General features: G+C 42.6%; 7 protein-coding genes. 5 read left to right on the top strand and 2 right to left on the bottom strand.

Translation table 11 applies throughout. The annotated features are described in order from the left end of the window. Positions 1-40: 40 nt before the first annotated feature. A complete protein-coding gene (locus I2I04_RS18385; protein WP_229127014.1) occupies positions 41-2,470 on the top strand; it encodes a family 43 glycosylhydrolase in 2,430 nt (809 codons plus the stop codon). A gap of 166 nt (positions 2,471-2,636) precedes the next feature. After that, positions 2,637-5,507 carry a glycoside hydrolase family 3 C-terminal domain-containing protein gene (locus I2I04_RS18380; protein ID WP_195655603.1) on the top strand — a complete coding sequence of 957 codons (2,871 nt, stop codon included), beginning with the start codon at positions 2,637-2,639 and terminating at the stop codon, positions 5,505-5,507. 92 nt (positions 5,508-5,599) lie between these two features. On the opposite strand, the gene I2I04_RS18375 is transcribed toward I2I04_RS18380, so the two are convergent. Continuing rightward, the gene (locus I2I04_RS18375) at positions 5,600-8,125 is read right to left on the bottom strand and encodes a kelch repeat-containing protein (protein ID WP_195655602.1); all 2,526 of its coding nucleotides are present in this window, start codon (positions 8,123-8,125) and stop codon (positions 5,600-5,602) included. A 339-nt stretch (positions 8,126-8,464) separates the two neighbouring features. Here I2I04_RS18375 and I2I04_RS18370 point away from each other — a divergent pair, with 339 nt between their 5' ends. Next, entirely contained in the window at positions 8,465-11,302 is a 2,838-nt protein-coding gene (locus I2I04_RS18370; protein ID WP_195655601.1) for a hypothetical protein, read from the top strand. A 398-nt stretch (positions 11,303-11,700) separates the two neighbouring features. Here I2I04_RS18370 and I2I04_RS18365 read toward each other — a convergent pair whose 3' ends face one another. Then, positions 11,701-13,476, bottom strand: a complete 1,776-nt coding sequence (locus I2I04_RS18365; RefSeq protein WP_195655600.1) for a DUF5010 domain-containing protein — start codon at positions 13,474-13,476, stop codon at positions 11,701-11,703. Positions 13,477-13,803: 327 nt separating this feature from the next. Between I2I04_RS18365 and I2I04_RS18360 the strand changes: the two genes are divergently transcribed. Together I2I04_RS18360 and I2I04_RS18355 are read left to right on the top strand one after the other, a co-directional pair. Beyond that, the gene (locus I2I04_RS18360) at positions 13,804-16,350 is read left to right on the top strand and encodes a beta-glucosidase (RefSeq protein ID WP_195655599.1); all 2,547 of its coding nucleotides are present in this window, start codon (positions 13,804-13,806) and stop codon (positions 16,348-16,350) included. Between the two features lie 48 nt (positions 16,351-16,398). Then, positions 16,399-17,649 carry a right-handed parallel beta-helix repeat-containing protein gene (locus I2I04_RS18355; RefSeq protein WP_195655598.1) on the top strand — a complete coding sequence of 417 codons (1,251 nt, stop codon included), beginning with the start codon at positions 16,399-16,401 and terminating at the stop codon, positions 17,647-17,649. Positions 17,650-17,651: the final 2 nt, after the last annotated feature.

Genomic DNA, 17,651 nt, shown 5'->3' with positions numbered 1-17,651 from the left:
TCCACTTATATTTATCATTTGATTATTAATAATAAAAAGTATGAAACACATTACTGGAAAAACATTTTTCTGTTTGCTGACTGGGCTGGTTGTATGTGCCATGACAGTTCAAGCTTCCATAACAGAGGATATTAGGAATTACAAAGGAACACCTTTCAAAAAATTGGAAGTACCGGGGACGATAGAAGCCGAAGATTATGATGAAGGTGGGGCAGGTGTTGCTTACAACTTTCAGAAAGGGAAGGAAGGCAACTGTAAGCAATATCGTGAGGATAAAGGGGTCGCCCTTAGCAAGAATGGTCAAAAAGTGATTATCGGTCACACAACCAGGGGAGACTGGACCAATTATACTATAAATGTGGCACAGGATGGCGTCTATACTGTCGAGACGTTCTGTGTGGCAGGGGGCGGTAACGGTCGTTTTTATTTCGAGCTCGACGGAGAACCAGCTTGTAAGTTACAATATGCTCCGGACGATAGCTGGGATAACATTTCCCGTTCTGTAAAAGCAGAGGGCATCCGCATGAAAGCTGGAAAACATATTTTGAAATGGTGTACTTATGGTGGTATGAATGTAGATAAGTTTATCTTCACACGTACTGGTGACTTGGTAGGAGGGAATGCCAAACAAGGTGGGTTCGATTATAAATATCCGATAGTGACGAAGCAGGAACGTAATCCCCTGTTTGTGAATCTGCCTTCGCAGATGTATAAAAGTCCGTTCGTCGGTAATTTGTATACAGCCGACCCTTCCGCGCGCGTATGGAAAATCAATGGGAAGGAACGTCTGTATGTATATGCTTCCCATGATATGGAACCGACAAGGGGATGTGACCATATGGACCGTTATCATGTGTTTTCTACCGAAGATATGAAAACATGGACCGACCATGGCGAAATCCTCAATTCGGATGATGTGAAGAAACAGACCGGTGTAGGTGTGGAAGGATTCATGTGGGCTCCCGATTGTGTATACAATCCGAAAGATAAGAATTATTATTTCTATTTCCCGCACAAGATTCAGAAGAAAGAGAACGGTAAGGGGGAAGATATATGGCGCATCTTTGTGGCTACAAGCAAGGAGCCGGCTGCAAATTTCAAAGTAAGAGGCTTCATTGAAGGTATTCCTTCCACGATAGACCCCGGTGTGTTTATTGATGATGATGGTCAGCCGTATATTTACACTAGTGGTGCCGGAAAAGGTTGCTGGGGTAGTAAATTGAAAAAGGACGACTGGACGAAGTTGGATGGAGAAATGACTCCGATGAGTGGATTTGTAGATTTTCACGAGGCTCCGTGGGTATTCAAGCATAACGGTAAGTATTACATGGTTCACTCTGACAATCATAGTAATAATTTGGGTGGTAACCGGATGATACACGCCATATCCGATAATCCTTTGGGACCTTGGAAGAATTGCGGAGCTTTTATGAATCCGCATGGTGAAGAAACGACTCATGGTTCCGTGGTCCAATACAAGGGAAAATGGTATATGTTTTATCACACAGCTAACTACTCCGGTGAGGGATCATTACGTTCCGTTTGCTTTGACCCAATTGAATTCAATGCCGACGGAACCATCAAAATGTTGCACAACTGGGGAACTCCGAAAGATGGCAAGGTACCCGAAGTTTCTTTGGCAAAAGAAACAAAGATTGAAGCAGAGAATTTCAATGATGGAGGATCGCATTATGCCTACTTCAAGCGTCCTTCAGAAGGTGATATTAAAGTGGAAACAAAGAATGGAATCACCTATCTAAGTGGCATGAAACGGAAAGAATGGGCTCGCTATACCATTCATGTAAAAGAAGCCGGGCGCTATGCTGTCACTTGTATGATGATGCAGACTCGTGGTGGAGGTAGCTTTCTGTTGGGAATCGACGGCACATGGGTCCGTTCTGCGGAAACTAAGGTGAATTCGGCGAATAATAAATGGGAAACGGTCGTAATCCCCAATGTAGAGCTTCAGCCGGGCGAACATTACATTGAGTGGCGTTCGATGAATGGTAATCTCAATCTTGACTGGATTAGCCTGGCTGCATCGGTGAATAAAGTGCCAGGTATTGTTGAAGCAGAAGATTTTGACGACAACGGTTACGAGTTCAAGAATGGAGAACTGGGTAATCATAAGAATTATCGCAGAGATAAGGGAGTGGCTATCAGTGCCAGCAAGGTAGCTGTTCATATTGGCAACACCTCCGGAGGCGACTGGCTCAACTATACATTTGAAGCAGAGGCAGGCACCTATGATGTAAAGGTATATGCTGCTACTCAGGGCAATGGTAATTTTTATATCTCTTTTGATGATGGTGCACAGGAGTTTGACGAAATCCCCTTGTCTACCGGAGCATGGCAGCAATATGAGCCTTTCGTTGTAGAGGGTGTGAAATTGACTCAGGGTAAGCATACAATGACGCTCCACATCAAGAGTCCGATCAATCTAGATCGTTTTGAATTTATAAAAAAGTAATCAAAATGAATCTTTAAGTATAGTTCATCATTAGTTAATGTCATAATTTAGGCATGGATTACGCGGCCTTTAGTGTTCATTGTTGCAAAGTATTAATCTGTGTAATCCGTGCCTGAAAAAGAAAGCAATTAATTAGTGGAAGGTACTTATGTAAACGAATGATCGGATGAAGAATAAATTGAAAATATTACTGGCAGTAGCGACATTGACTTATTCTGTTGCGATGACTGCCCAACAGGCTAGTGAGGTATTGTCCGTATCCGCTTCGACGAATATGGAAACCGCCCCATTGGCTTTCGATAAGAACGCCAAAACCATGTGGACCTTATCTGGGCAGAAGTACGATGCGGATCAATGGATGATGCTGGCACTCCAGGAGCCGGGGGATGTGAAAGAGATAGACTTGATGGTGCAGGGCATCTCGAAGGAGGAGTTGAAGCAACTTCTGGATATTTATGTGACGTACGATCCTATGAATTTGGGTGTTCCCATAGACTATAAAGTAGAGGGAAGTAACAAAGATATGAAACTCAACTTTGCCGAGCCGAAATACGGGGCTCATGTGAAGCTGGTGTATAAGGCAAAGAAATTCCCGGGCGTGCTGGGGCTGAAAGAAGTCACCATCTGGCTGGCGGAGAAAAAACTGACTGACCGCAAAGGGCAGGTAACGGATAAACGCTACATGGACCCGACATTTCCGGTGGATGAACGGGTGGAAAGCCTGCTGTCTGTCATGACTCCCGAAGATAAGATGGAACTTATCCGTGAGGGATGGGGAATTCCGGGAATTCCTCATTTGTATGTGCCACCTATTACAAAAGTAGAGGCAGTTCATGGGTTCTCTTATGGTAGCGGAGCAACGATTTTCCCACAGTCTTTATCTATGGGAGCAACATTTAATCGGGAACTGACGGAAAAGGTGGCGATGGCAATCGGTGATGAAACGCTGTCGGCTAATACCAAACAGGCATGGTCACCAGTGCTTGATGTGGCACAAGATCCTCGTTGGGGGCGTTGTGAAGAAACTTATGGTGAAGACCCCGTATTGGTGTCACAGATTGGCGGTGCTTGGATTAAAGGATACCAGTCGAAAGGGTTGTGGACAACTCCGAAGCATTTTGGCGGACATGGCGCTCCGCTAGGTGGACGTGACTCACATGATATCGGGCTCAATGAGCGGGAGATGCGGGAAGTCCATCTGGTTCCGTTTCGCCACGTGATGCGCAATTATCACCCCGAATCGCTGATGATGGCTTATTCTGATTACATGGGGGTACCGATTGCCAAAAGCACCGAACTGCTACAACAGGTTCTCCGTCAGGAATGGGGATTTGATGGCTTTATTGTCAGCGACTGCGGTGCGATCGGCAACCTGACTGCCCGCAAACACTATACGGCCAAAGATAAGATTGAAGCTGCCAATCAGGCATTGGCTGCTGGAATAGCAACTAATTGCGGCGATACTTACAATGATAAGGAAGTAATCAAGGCTGCTGCCGACGGACGTCTCAATCAGAAGAATCTGGATGAAGTATGCCGTACGATGTTGCGTGTCATGTTCCGCAACGAACTTTTTGAGAATAATCCTTGTCAGAAACTGGACTGGAATAAAATCTATCCGGGATGGAACTCGGATGAACATAAAGTACTGGCACGTGAAGCTGCCCGGCAGTCTGTCGTAATGCTCGAAAATAAAGATAACATCTTACCTCTTTCGAAGGACATCAAGACTATTGCCGTGCTGGGACCCGGTGCGGATAACTTGCAACCGGGTGATTATACTCCGAAATTGCAGCCTGGACAGTTGAAGTCTGTGCTGACAGGCATCAAGGAGGCTGTGGGGGATAAGACGAAAGTATTGTTCGAAGAAGGGTGTACTTTTGCAACAGACGATGAATCCAATATCGCCAAAGCTGTGAAAGCCGCTTCACAAGCAGATGTGGTGGTAATGGTTTTGGGTGATTGCTCTACAAGCGAGTCTTATAGTAGTATCATCAAGACGTGTGGAGAAAATAAAGACTTGGCTACACTAGTGTTGCCGGGAAAACAGATGCAGTTGATGAAAGCCGTCTGTGCTACCGGAAAACCTGTTGTATTGGTGTTACAAGCCGGACGTCCGTATGTGCTGACAGAAGCTGCACAACTGTGTAAAGCTATTCTGGTGAACTGGTTGCCGGGACAGGAGGGTGGTCCGGCTACTGCCGATGTACTCTTTGGGGATTGTAATCCTGCCGGACGCCTTCCGATGACTTTTCCGCGCCATGTAGGCCAGGTGCCGCTGTACTATAATTTCAAGACTTCCGGCCGTCGATATGAGTATGTGGATATGGAGTATTATCCGCTCTATCGTTTTGGCTACGGATTGAGTTATACCTCGTTCGAATACTCGAATCTCAAGATTCAGGAGAAAGAGAATGGCAACGTGACGGTGCAGGCTACCGTAAAGAATACAGGTCAGCGTGCCGGTGATGAAGTGGTGCAACTCTATGTCACAGATATGTATGCCAGTGTGAAAACACGCATTACCGAACTGAAGGATTTTGCCCGTATCTCTTTGCAACCGGGGGAATCGAAAACCATCTCTTTCGAACTGACGCCTTATGATCTTTCACTGCTTAATGATCGTATGGACCGTGTGGTGGAAAAAGGTGAATTTAAGATTATGGTGGGAGGAGTAAGTCCCGAGTATGTTGCCAAGGATGAAATCAAGCACAGTGTAAACTATAAGAATACAGCCCAAGGAGTGAAAGGCATACTCGACTATAAACATGAGTTTGCTTCAGATTTCAGCTTGACTATCCATAAAGTGGATGAGAGTCTCGTCGACAATCTGAAAACGGTATGGGTGTCAGTTAAGAATACAGGCACTATTACCGATACCGGCAAGGTAAATATGTTTGTTGGCGGAAAGAAAGTCGGAGATGACATTCATTATGAACTTAATCCGGAAGAAGAGAAATTAATACCTTTTTCTATCACCAAAGACAACACCGGTTCGGTAGTGTTTACTAGCAAGTATAAAATGCTGAATCTGTAATAAAGATACTTGTTCTATAAATAAGAGAAAAAGTACAGGAGGTACGAATGCTTTTCAAGTCGTGTACTCTTGTACTTTTTTTAGATTCTAAACTACCGGACAATCTCGTTGAACAAATACTTGTAGTTACTTCCCAGATATTCTACGTATTCTTTGCAGAATTTATCAAATACCACTTTAGCGGGTCCTTTTTTCCCTTGTCGGTAAAGAATGTGACATTTCGCCCTCATAGCTACTTCATTAACGGGGTCATACTGGAACAGGAGATCGGTCATCTTCAGTTTTATATCATCTGCCCATTGATCACTTTCCAGCCATTCGCACAGCAAATTGATGGTTGAGTCTGTGAAAGAGCTCTTGAACGGCTCTGTCCATTCCGCATCCATATCGGGGAGTATCACCCCATGCAATAACACTTTTAGTAGCTGTATATCTTGTTCGCGTAATCTTTTCGGACTTTGGAATAGATTCAATGCTTCTTGATAATCGCAACAGGTTTTTTCTCCGAATTCGATGCTCCATGCCGACTGGTTGCCCGATAGTTGCATATTTCCTATTTTATCCAGCAGGTTACGCATTTTGCTCAAATAGACGTTACGACTGTTTTTGGCAGACTCTTCTATCTTGTCTGACCATAAAAGTTGAATCATCTTCTGGCCGGAAATACCGGTTTTTCTTCCTCCTGTGTGCAGTATAAGTAAGACCAGTAGTTGCTTCATGGTGGGAGTAAACAGGGAGGTGATGTCTTCCCCGCTTTTGTCAATCACCCGGAACGTTCCTAAGAGGTAGATTCCCGTTTTAGTGATTTCCTCGGTTGCTTCTACCGTTTCTATTGGCGGAGCCGATGCAGAATCTGTCGCTAGTTCAGACAGCGAAGTTTCCCGCATCATATTTTTTTTCCGTAATTTACGTCGGTGGCAGCAGTAGATGCCGCTTCCTGCGATAAGGAGGAACAAACATACTGAAAGAATCACCATTCCATAGTTCCCATCACTCTTTTTGAGGGATTTTCTCTCCACATATGCCACATTCTTCACGATTATTGGCGGGTAATTCATTTCATATACTTTCAGGATATATCTATCCTCCGAATTTGTGTAGATGGAAGCTAGATATAACTTCTGCTGCCGAGGTGAAAAGTAGAGGTTGGTGTAGACGCATTGCGCGTCGGCGAGTTTTTCGAGTGGTAGTGACACATCTTCAAAGTGTGCACGATGCTTATCAATTTGCCTCAACACTCCTTCAGCTTCGTTACAGAAGAAGTAGAAACATTGATTCTCCGGATTATAAACCATATTGTTACGGGGCAGAAAATCTTCCTGTCCGGGAGGTGTTTTTACTTCCCACAATTTGCGGGTGTGACGTGTACGCAGGTCGATAGCATAAAAGTCATAGTAATTGTGTGGGGAGAGTTCCTGACGCCCGGAAGGACAGCCTCGCCCTCCGAAAATATAGAGTGTGTCGTCTACAATCACAGAAGTGGAGGAGTATCTGGGAACGATGCTATCCAAAGGGAAACGTTGGAAAGGAGTGTCGGGCTTCCAGGGATGCCCGAGAATCAGTTCATTGTTATAACGATACTGTCTGTATCCTCCGAAGCTGACAAATGTACTGTCGGCGGGATTGTAGTTGGTGGTGTTGTCCGAGTAAGATTGTTCATGTAAGGGAGACCGTTTGCTTTCCCATTGCCGGGTGGAGAAGTTGAAGGTGGCAAACAGTTGTTCATCTATGTTATAAGCTAACAACGTTTTTTCCTGTGGAATGTACATCAATTGATTGGTAGGGGTGGCTATATATTCGCCTCCTTTCACGCGGATGGTGTCCGTTGTGTTGTCGGAACAATGGTATTTGTACAGGTTTCGATTGTCGCAAGCGGCATAGAAACTTCCGCTATTCGCATCGAATGTGATGGAAGGACGTTTGCTGAACGAAAGCATACCTGTGGGGTTCCAACTGATGCGCTTATCAATCAGCCATTCAGAGTTTTGAGCGGTGGCGGGTCTTTGTTCCAGTTCGTCATAAGTGGTGTTGCCATTGTGAAACATCATTGTCCATCGCCTGATTTCTTGCTGATTACGCAGCACGCTTATTTCTTTGAGGTTGACGGAAACAGCGTCTCGTGTATATCCGTGGAGAGGACAAGAACCGAAAAACACACTGGCACTCTTTGCCACTGCTATTTTCTGGCTGGATGCACTGATTTCTTTCCCGTCGAAGTGTAGGGTCACTGTATTCTTTTCCGGGTTTATGGTGAGCCGCACCGGCAACCATTTATCTGTTTTTATGTCTTTCTCTATGAAATATACTTCATTCCCGATGACCAGCATGGGGCGTCGTCGGCTGTTATCATCGTTTCCGAACATGAGCCCTATGTTTTCTTGTTTGTCAGTAATGAGGCGGCAGATGCTGCCGAATACATTCTCATTTCTCACATATACCTGAAAGTCGATTGCAAATTCTTTACCTTTCCATTCGAAGGCCTTGCCGTCTTCTAGGGGCATGGAGGTGTATTCTTTGAATAAAGGGAAAGTTCGTATATAAAGGCCGTAGTCGGGAGTTTGTGCGAAAGATTGGCACATGAATAATAAAAACAGGAATGCTAGGTTCTGTATTTTCATATAAAAATATATCTTTATTGCATAAAAATGAATGTACAAAGATAATTTTTATTTCAAGAAAAGAGGGTGAAAGTTTCTTTTTTACCGATTAATTACGCATTTAAGCTATAATTAATTGCGTATTAAGTTCAATTTAAGCGATAAGGAAAGCCTTGCGCCCTATTTTTGTTCCCATAAACAAATAATTAGATTTGTTCTTTAAATTGTAATATTATGAAGCAGACATTTCCTTCCATTCTCATCTTTAATAAAGAACTTTTATTTAGTAATAGTTCTTCTCGGAAAGTATGTTTCTTCGGGAATAAAAAACAAACTATTTCAATAACAAAAAATTTATCTATGATGAACAGAAAGTTTTTAAACGCAGTTCTCTGTGGGGCTTTGATGCTCTATATGGGGACATTTTCGTCTTGTAAAGATTATGATGACGACATTGACGGACTTGACAATCGTTTGACTGTTGTGGAAGAGGCGACTAAAAAGTTGCAGCAGCAAGTGGAAGATGCAATCAACAACGGGAAGTGGATTGATTATGTGGAAGAGCAGGCTTCCGAATTTATATTGCATCTGACAAACAAAAACGGTGCTGTGGAGACTATTTCCATACCCAAACAAGGTGCAGACGTGATGTATTATTTTAAAGTAGCGGCTGATTCTGAAGGTGAAGGAGAAGGAGCAGGATCTCAAAATGTATGGTGGTATAGCAACGATGGGAGTAATTGGCAGTATGTGCTGGATGAAGCAACTCATAGCAAAATGGTGTTTAATTCGTCTTCTGCAATAAAAGAGAGTGTCACGATTACCTCTAATGAAAATGTATCTTATGTAGCAATTGGTGGTGAGCAGACTACTATCAAGGTGGATAACACGACCAAACTGTTGGCGGAAGATAAGGAGAATGGTATATTGGTAGTGAAACTCGGTGAACTCAATTATACTATTCTACTTGAAGAATCTCTTTTCCGTGGGTTGAACTCTGTACAGTACAGACCGATGCAGGTATCTTCGGAAGAGACATTGGTGGCTGTTACGTTGAAAATGAAATCTGACGATACATATACTTACGAACAACCCGCATGGGGATATTTCAGATGTCTGCCTGCCACGCATTTCGACCCGACTGCAGATAATGTGGCATATGCTTGCCAAGACTTGCATATAGTGACTCGTGCAACAGGAAGTCTGATGCTGACTCCAGTGAAAGAAGGTGCAACAGTCGATGAGAATGGTATCTTGAAATTAGGCTTCCAGCCACAGACCGGTTTCGAAGATGATACCTATTATAAGACATTACTGGATATTACAATGAATGGTTACACCGTATCTTCAGATTATTTCAATGTGCGTAAAGAGACTCATTATATAGAGGAAGCTGTTTGCTATGAATTGGGTAAAGGAGAAGTCGATGTCAATGAACCTCTTCTTTTTGATATAAATAGTGGCTATCCGCTGGATGACAAGATTATGATCGGATTCAAGACCGGTGATAACATGGATCAGCTTAAATCGCTCAAAGAATTAGGTTTCCCAATTACCGTCGATTATACTATTGAAGGAGATAATGCGGCATTTTCCATTGGTACAGATGTGAATACAGGTAAGAAAATGCTGGTGAAAAATAATGCTGAAGTGGGAAGTGAAGTAGTAGTATACGTGAAATGGACGGTTAATGGAGAAACTAAACCGAACTGTTCATTCCCTGTCAAGTTTAAAGTAGAATCTTTGGAGCAGGCTTTGGGTGCTAGGGATCAGACAATTCAGATGAGTGCTTTGGAATCTAATTATAAGACTCCGATTGAAATCGAATTGGAAACTAGTGGAATAGCTCCTGAAGATTGGGTACTGTTCAAGAATCGTTTGAATGAACAACAAGCTATAACTCTCAAATATCGTTATATGGAAAACGGAGCCGAGAAGTTTGCTTCTCCTGTGGCCCCTATTGATGGAACAGATCCATTGAATGTCAAACTAGATGGTGATAAACTTATCCTGACTATTGGTCATCATGCTTCTTTCAAGGAAGATATTTCTCGCAACTTGTTTGTGATGGGAGTCAATAACAATGTTGAATCTGTAGTTCAGATTGAAGGGGGAAAGACTTTGTATGTACAGAATGTGAAAGTGAAGTATGCACCATCGGTAGCTCCGAAAGCAAGCCATAAAGTAATCTTGGGTGATGGAAATGTCATTAAGGGTGATATGAATACAGGTGATATTACTGAATTAGTTCAGATTTACAGCAAAAAGCAGTTTGTCTTACAGAATACGAATTTACAGTTTGGCTCAAATGCCTATGTTATGCCTAACCAATCTGTCAATCAGGGATGTTTGTTGAATTATAATTTATCTGCTTTGTATGATATCAAGCCTACCGATCTGGAGGTTGAGTTTGATATAGATAGAACGAACGAATTAATTACAGCAAATGCTGATTGGGGCAATGATCAGGATAGTGGTAATACTCCGGGCCGTTTCTTCCATAAGAATCATGTTGTGAATGGTGTAGTAACTAACACGAGCCGATATGATGGTGCTGTTAAAGTAAATGGGGTAAAACAGGAATCCAACTACAATGTTTATGGTGGTGTTCCTGTTAGATGGACTATTAATGATGATAAACTACCTGAAGGGGTGAAATCGGAAGGATGCGAACGTTGGCTGATGTATGAACCGTTTGTTTTCTTTGGACAAGGCGGTGGTTGGGAAGCTAATTTGGGTGACTATGCTAAATTGAAAAACAATAAGCAGAATAAGGTTGTGACTGGAACCGTGACACTGCAACAATTGAGAGATGGTGTAGTGTTGCAAGAACTTCCAATAAATGAGTCGGACTTGGTTTTAGTCAATGCATTGCCTTATGGTGCAAAGGAATTTAAGCCATGGGTGTGGTCGGATGAGAATGGAAAAGTTCATTTCGCATCTAAAGACGATTCTCAATACGGTGGTAATGATCCATATTCTACTAATGGACAGGGGGTATACTATGTTTGGGATGGTGACCCTGGTGTCTTTGAAGGTTTGGTCAGTCCGAATGGAAAAAGTGCAACTACGCTGAAACTGAAAAGTGAACAGACTGTAGAGATTGGAACAGAATTGAATTTCAAGGCTCAGTATAGGTATGATGCCGGTAGTTCGGAACAGGGCTCTTTAAGATTGAAACTTATTGTAGTGGATTGACCTTTTTAAGAACAAGGCTGATTATATCGGCCTTGTTCTTAATAATATAAACAAGAAGTAGTTGAAGTAATATATTGCTCCTTTAACTACTTTTTGTTTTTATGGATTATGAATTAAGTTAGTACTTTGCTAACTCTAAGAATAATATGAGCAAGAAGGATCTTGATGATTTTATGGGGATAATTTCATTTTCTATAACAGATTGTACTGGAATTAGTAGATGAGTTAGGAAAAATGTTTCATTGAAAGTCGTGGAACTGTGATTTGGAGACCTGTCAGAATAACTTTTGAAGCAATGTAATGAAAGATGTAAGTAACTTTCATTTATGTATATTACATTCCACTCTTTCTTACTTTGAAGAAAGGTGGAGTGTATTTGATAATCTTGCTCTTATCTATTATTGCGTTACGATATCGAAATAATTAATATCAATTTTTCTAGATACCTGTAGAGTGATTGTATGTAAAGCTGCTTTTTGTTGTACAAAAGGACAACATTCTATGGTTTCCCACAATCCTCCTGTTGATGGTAGTATTTTATTGGGCTGATTGGAATTGTTACCATCAATTTGAAAGTTTATAGTTGCATTATTTGTAGATTTATAGCGAATTTTGAATACTGTGTAACCAGCTCTGACTGGGATTTCTTTCCATTGCAGATAATTGCCGGCTTGCATTCTGACGTGCCATCCTGCATTCTTGTCGTTGCATCGATAGATATCTAAACCATCTAGACGAAATGCTTTTCCAGAACGTGTACTTCCGGTGTCATCATATTCGTCGCATGCTTCAGCTTCTAACCTATATGTTTTCGGGTAGGGGTTATGGCTATATTGACGTAGGATATTGAGCCGCTGATTGCAATAATCATAATGAGTCTTTTCATAAGCATCCTTTTTAGCTCGCCAAAGAGCGGCATTCTCCATTACATCAGTAAAACCTTCAAGAAAAATAAGATTGCACCCTTTGTTAATGAAGTCATCAAGTGATTCTTTCAGATGATTGCCGTGGCGTGGATCAATCCAATCCCAGTTTTCCATAGGACCCTTGTCTTTGTCGCCACCGACAAATGAAGGTACGGTAGTACCTACTGTCAATCCGTTATGAGTGAAAGTTCTTCTCGGTTCTGCCATGGTGAACCAACCTGATATACCGCCTATGTATGGGCATGTCCGTATGCTGTAATCACGCTTTGACCAGTCTTGATCTACCACCAATAACGGGTACATACCAGTTTCTTTGTAACAGTCCTCATAAAGTCTTTTGCAGATATAAGAAAGCAGGCCATTGCAGCAATCCTCTTTATTGTCACCGGCACGGACAAATCCACATCCCCAGAAAAAGATCAGAGGTTTGCCCTCGTAGGTGAATAGCAAGTCGTTTACTCCTATCTTCTTCCCTTCATCAATGATGTTTCGCAATGCTGCTTTGATATTGAAATCCCAGATAAACTGATAGACGGAGTCGCGGAATATTTTGTCTTCTTCAGGGCAGTTTTTCCATCCCTTGCGTTCCATTTTCTCAATCTGTGCTTTCATTGTCTTTAGCGGGAAGGGGAGACGTTTTTCATTGTTCTCTTTGTTGGCATCCCAACCACTGTATCCACGCCCTAAATAATGATTACGGGCAGCTTCCCACGAAGCGGGACAGTCGTCAAAAATGGCTATTTTGAATTTGTTTTCTACACCTCTTTCTTTCATCGCTTGCACTAATTCACTCACCCGATCGGGGTCACCATGATCGGTTTTAACTGGATTGTTTTTAAGTTGTGACCCATATCCCCTAAAGTTGAGAGCAATATAGTCTATGCCGCTATAAGCAATCTCTTCCGCCATGTTTCCCCACCACTCTTGTGTCTTTCTTTTCCCTTCTTCAGTTTTCCACCAGTTTGTGTCATTTTCTCTTCCTTCGGCTCCGTCTAATGCACTTTCGTATAGGGGCTGGTTGAAATAAGTGGTACGTGTATCTTTTTTATAAGCATTGCCGCGTATCAAGTCGCCTTCGAAGCCCATGAGCGAACCGATGTAACAATTTTGAGGGAGTAATGGTACGGGGTTCTCCCATTGAGGTTCAGAAGATGCTATTCCTTTTGGGAGAATTGTTTCATGTTCACTGCATGAAACTAGGAAGGTAAGGATACCGATCCATGCTGCCAAATGTGTTTTTCTTTCCATGAATTTAATTATTAGTATGAAACATGCAGCCTAAGTAAAGAGAAGGCTATTAGTGGATATATTAACGAAAGGATTAATTTTAATTCCATTAACTAATGAACATCATAATTTAATATAGATTGATACATAATAGTCTGTATTTAGAGGATAAACCTTTTTTTCTGTAAAGTGAAAAAAAGTGTTTTTTTGCTTATTAACCGCATTTTTAATTTCTTATTAAGTCTAATTTAAGCGAAAAGGAAAGCGTCTGTGTTTATTTTTGCCCTTGTGAAAAGACACAATGTTGTTTGGCAATGATATTATGAAGATAAAACCTTATAAAAAGACATGAGAAAGAAATTTATATTAATAGGAATTTTACTGTTTGCATGTTTGTCTGTTGTACGGACACAGGAAATCTATAAGAATGAGAATATGCCTGTCAATGAGCGTATCCTCGATTTATTGTCACGCCTGACAGTGGAAGAAAAAATCAGTTTATTGCGTGCTACTTCTCCGAGTATTCCCCGGCTGGATATTCCTAAATATTATCATGGCAATGAGGCCCTCCACGGAGTGGTTCGGCCGGGACGCTTCACGGTATTTCCGCAGGCCATCGGGCTGGCGTCTACTTGGAATCCGGAATTGCAGAAACGAGTGGCAACCGTTATATCCGATGAAGCACGTGCCCGCTGGAATGAATTCGACCAGGGACGGAGCCAGAAAGAACAGTTCAGTGACCTGCTGACATTCTGGTCGCCTACGGTCAACATGGCACGTGATCCGCGTTGGGGACGTACACCGGAGACGTATGGCGAAGACCCTTATCTGAGCGGTGTGATGGGGGTTGCCTTTGTGAAAGGATTGCAGGGAGATGATCCCCGCTACTTGAAGATTGTTGCCACACCGAAACATTTCGCAGCGAATAATGAAGAGCACAATCGTTTTGTCTGCAATCCGCAGATTTCTGAGAAACAGTTGCGTGATTATTATTTCCCGGCTTTCGAGGCTTGCGTGAAAGAGGGGAAGGCGGCTTCTATCATGACGGCGTATAATGCGCTCAATGATGTACCCTGCACATTGAATACTTGGTTGCTGAAAAAAGTGCTTCGTAAGGATTGGGGGTTCAAAGGTTATGTAGTATCTGACTGTGGTGGACCTTCTTTGTTGGTGAACGCTCATAAATATGTGAAAACGAAAGAAGCGGCGGCCACGCTTTCTATTCAGGCGGGGTTGGACCTGGAGTGTGGGGATGATGTGTACGACGAACCGTTGCTGAACGCCTACCGTCAGTATATGGTATCGGATGCGGATATTGATTCAGCAGCTTATCATGTGCTGGATGCACGAATGAAGTTAGGTTTGTTTGATAGCGGAAGTCAGAACCCGTATACAAAGATTTCTCCTGCCGTGATTGGTTCGAAAGAGCATCAGCAGGTAGCATTGGATGCTGCGCGTCAGTGCATTGTACTATTGAAGAATCAGAAGAATATGCTGCCACTGAATCCGGAAAAAATGAAATCTATCGCAGTGGTGGGAATTAATGCGGGGCAATGCGAATTCGGTGATTATAGCGGTTCGCCTGTGGTGACTCCCGTTTCAGTTCTCGAAGGTATTAGAAATAAGGTTAGGGGTAATGTAAAAGTTGTTTATGCTCCCTGGAAATCAGCTTCGGATGGTATGGAGCTGATTCAGGGGGCTAATTTCCCTGAAGGATTGAAAGCGGAATATTATGATAATACGGAGTTGAAAGGGACTCCGAAAGTGAGAAAGGAAGAATGGATTAACTTCGAACCTGGTAATCAGGCTCCCGATCCGTTCTTGCCCAAATCTCCGCTATCGGTACGCTGGACGGGTAAACTGCGTCCTACAGTATCTGGCAAATATACATTCAACTTTACTTCAGATGATGGATGCCGTCTGTTTTTGGACGGAAAGATGCTCATTGATGCTTGGGACGGACATACAGTCCGCACAGACTCTGCTTCCATCGAATTGGAGGCAGGCAGGGACTATTTTCTGAAAGCGGAATACTACGACAGACGCGACTATGCGATTGGTAAATTGCAATGGAGAGTACCTCAAATGGAGAAGGCTGCTCGTCTCGACCTGTACGGAGAAGCGGGTAAAGCTGTTCGCGAATGTGAGACGGTGATTGCTGTGATGGGGATCAATAAGACCATCGAGCGTGAAGGGCAAGATCGTTATGACATTCAGTTGCCTGCCGACCAGCGTGAATTCTTGCAGGAGATTTATAAGGTAAATCCTAATATTGTAGTGGTGCTGATAGCGGGAAGTTCATTGGCGGTGAACTGGATGGACGAGCATATTCCGGCCATTGTGAATGCATGGTATCCGGGCGAACAAGGAGGAACTGCGGTAGCCGAGGTACTGTTTGGTGATTATAATCCGGCGGGACGTTTGCCACTTACCTATTATAAGAGTCTTAATGAATTGCCTCCTTTTGATGATTATGACATTACGAAAGGGCGTACGTATCAGTATTTTAAAGGCGAAGTTCTGTATCCTTTCGGTTACGGATTGAGTTACACTTCTTTCAGATACAGTCATCTTTCGGTGACGGATGATAAAGAGGAAGTGAGCGTTGCGTTCAAACTGAAGAATACGGGTAAATATAAAGGAGACGAAGTGGTGCAAGTATATGTGAAACTTCCCGACACCGGCAAGGTGATACCAATAAAAGAACTGAAAGGATTTCGCCGGGTGACTTTGAACCGGGGCGAGGAACAACGAGTCGAAATAAAGATTAGAAAAGAATTACTCCGCTGCTGGGATGAGGAGAAGGCGGATTTTGTACGTCCTTCCGGAAATTATACCATTATGGTGGGAGCTTCTTCTAAAGATATACGCTTGGAAACGAGTATTCTATTATAATAAAAACGAAATATCTATTTTGGTAACTAATTGCTAATATTATTATATATGAAACAGAATTATTTGACTAAAGGCTTATTAAGCCTATGTTTGGTAGGAATGGTAACTACAGGTTTTGCTAAAGACATTTTTGTGGCTACTACTGGGAATGATAAGAATCCAGGTACGAAGGAACAACCGGTACTTACGTTCAACAAGGCGCTGAGTCTTGCCAGAGGTGCGAAAGAAGATGCTGTAATCAAGTTTTCAGGAGCCGTTAAACTGGATAAGACTTTTGATTTGAATGGTACGCAATGCAATCATCTGGTCACTGTAGAAGGTTTGGAACCTGATAGAAGTAAGAACGTGCTGACAAAGGCGGACGGACGGGTTATCAATATTCATGAAGGTGCGAATTTCGCAATGAAGAATCTTACCGTAACCGGACAGAATACAACAGGTGCAGTATCGGAGTTCTCCGGTGGATCAACCGTCACACTTACGAATTGTGCATTTACCGGCAATAAAGCGGAAACGAGTATATATGGTGGTGCGTTGAGAGCAAACAAGGTGACATTGACTTTGACAGATTGCCTGTTTGATGGCAATATTTCGAAAAAAGCAGGAGCTCTTTCTGCCAATCAGTGTAAGCTTACTGCTAAAGGTACAACATTCTCCAACAATCGGTCAGTAGGCGATAAAGGCGGTGCTGTACAACTTGAAAAGTGTGTGTCTGTATTCGATCATTGTACTTTCAAAGATAATAAGTCGGACTTTCATGCGGGAGCAGTTTACGTTAGCGGTGGCAATTTTACCGGTGCTTCTTTGAAAATGACTGATTGCGTACTGACGGGTAACCATGCCGATAAATCAGGTGGAGCCATTTATTACGAGATTCAGAATCCGAATGGTGACTTCAAATCGGAATTTATCAATACTACCATTTCGAAAAACAGCACCAATGAAATTGGAGGTGCAATGCGTTATGTAGGTGGTCCTGCATCAGTAGTCAAACATACGATTGATTTTATCAACTGTACGATTACAGAAAATACCACAGAACGCGGGGTTGCTGATGCCGGTGGTCTGTACATCGAGGGACCGTCTATGAAGATCAAGATTCACGGAACAAAAATTGAAAAGAACCTTGCTTTAAAAGATGGACATAAGAAATATTCCGACCTTCGTGTGGCAAACTACGATGCTAATGAACATGAAGCTAACTTTAGTATCAAGAATGCTGTAATTGGTAAAGTGTCAGGTGCCGATTTGATTCCGGAAGATAATTCATCTATTGACGAATCTCCGGTAGAAGAATAAGA

Source organism: Bacteroides sp. 1001136B_160425_E2 (assembly GCF_015559655.1).
GTDB lineage: Bacteria > Bacteroidota > Bacteroidia > Bacteroidales > Bacteroidaceae > Bacteroides > Bacteroides luhongzhouii.
This window is presented reverse-complemented; position numbering and strand designations above follow the sequence as displayed.